General features: G+C 60.1%; 2 protein-coding genes. Both read left to right on the top strand.

Going from position 1 to position 1,758, the window contains the following annotated elements; all coding sequences use genetic code 11:
• Nucleotides 1-418 precede the first annotated feature (418 nt).
• Entirely contained in the window at nucleotides 419-739 is a 321-nt protein-coding gene (locus tag SMD27_RS24050) for a co-chaperone GroES (RefSeq protein ID WP_320511000.1), read from the top strand.
• A gap of 42 nt (nucleotides 740-781) precedes the next feature.
• A partial coding sequence (gene groEL, locus SMD27_RS24045) for a chaperonin GroEL (RefSeq protein ID WP_320510999.1) occupies nucleotides 782-1,758 on the top strand: 977 nt, incomplete at its 3' end.

Here is a 1,758-nt window from a genome sequence, read left to right as displayed (position 1 = left end):
GTACCTATCCCGCTAAAACCGGTTGGACGAGGCGCTTGCGAGTTCTGCCGAGGTTCGGGCGACGCCCAGACGTCCCCCGCCGAAGATGGCTGAAGCGTCGATGAGGGCACGGCGATGAACGCGACTCTCTCAGAACACAAGCTCGTCAAGGAATCTCAAACATCTCTCGTGGGCGTATCGCAGTGGCGATTCTTTCATGATCCGGGGACTGGCATCTCGGCCGGACGTTGGCTCAGGAAAGAAACTGCTGCGAATTTCCGTTGAATTCTCGGGCTTTAGCCCTTGAAGTTCGAGGGGCATGGGCCCATATGCTTAGCACTCGCCCGACGAGAGTGCTGAGGTCCCTTAAAGAAGACCCGCGCAAGGCTCGGCCCGGTATTTTCAATAAGCCGTTTTCAGACACTTACGGAGGATCTCCATGAAGTTCCGCCCGCTCCACGACCGCGTTCTGGTACGCCGCATCGAAGGCGTCGCAAAGACCGCGGGGGGCATCATCATTCCCGACACCGCCCAGGAAAAGCCGCAGGAAGGCGAAGTCATCGCCGTGGGCGCTGGCATCAAGAACGAGGACGGCAAGCTGACGCCGCTCGATGTCAAGGCGGGCGACCGCATCCTGTTCGGCAAGTGGTCAGGCTCGGAAGTAAAAGTGGACGGCGAAGACCTTCTCATCATGAAGGAATCGGACATTCTCGGCATTATCGAGGGCACCGCTTCCGGTTCGAAGAAGAAGGTCGCCTAACAGCGCCGCTTCTCCCGCAAACTCTAGAAGGAATAAAAAATCATGGCCGCTAAGGACGTTCGTTTTAGTAGTGACGCCCGTGACCGCATGCTGCGCGGCGTCGACATTCTCGCCAATGCGGTGAAGGTCACCCTCGGTCCCAAGGGCCGCAATGTCGTCATCGACAAGGCCTACGGTGCCCCCCGGATCACCAAGGACGGCGTCACCGTCGCCAAGGAAATAGAACTGGCGGACAAGTTCGAGAACATGGGCGCCCAGATGGTGCGCGAAGTTGCCTCGAAGACTAGTGATCTCGCCGGTGACGGCACCACCACCGCGACCGTGCTCGCCCAGTCGATCGTCCGCGAGGGCGGCAAGGCGGTTGCCGCCGGTATGAACCCGATGGATCTGAAGCGCGGCATCGACGCCGCTGTTGAGGTCATCGTGGCCGACGTGCAGAAGCGCTCGAAGAAGGTCTCGACCTCGGAGGAGATCAGCCAGGTCGGTTCGATCGCCGCCAATGGCGAGAAGGAAATCGGCGCCATGATCGCCAAGGCGATGCAGAAGGTCGGCAACCAGGGCGTCATTACGGTGGAAGAGGCCAAGGGCCTGGAGACCGAACTCGACGTCGTCGAAGGTATGCAGTTCGACCGTGGCTATCTCTCGCCGTATTTCATCACCAACGCCGAGAAGATGACCACCGAGTTGGACGCGCCGTACATTCTGCTGCACGAGAAGAAGCTCTCGGGCCTGCAGGCGATGCTGCCGATTCTGGAAGCGGTGGTGCAGTCGGGTCGTCCGCTGCTGATCATTGCCGAAGACATCGAAGGCGAAGCCTTGGCCACCCTCGTCGTCAACAAGCTGCGTGGCGGTCTGAAAGTCGCTGCCGTGAAGGCGCCGGGCTTCGGCGATCGCCGTAAGGCGATGCTGGAAGACATCGCCATCCTGACCGGTGGCCAGGTTATCTCCGAAGACCTGGGCATTAAGCTGGAGAGCGTCACGCTCGACATGCTGGGCAAGGCCAAGAAGGTCGTCATCAC

Origin of the sequence: Dongia soli, assembly GCF_034044715.1 — a bacterium.
Taxonomy (GTDB): Bacteria; Pseudomonadota; Alphaproteobacteria; order Dongiales; family Dongiaceae; genus Dongia_B; species Dongia_B soli.
This window is presented reverse-complemented; position numbering and strand designations above follow the sequence as displayed.

Coding starts and splice junctions, on each gene's coding strand:
- SMD27_RS24050 (WP_320511000.1), top strand. CDS start 419: ATGAAGTTCCGCCCGCTCCACGACCGCGTTCTGGTACGCCGCATCGAA.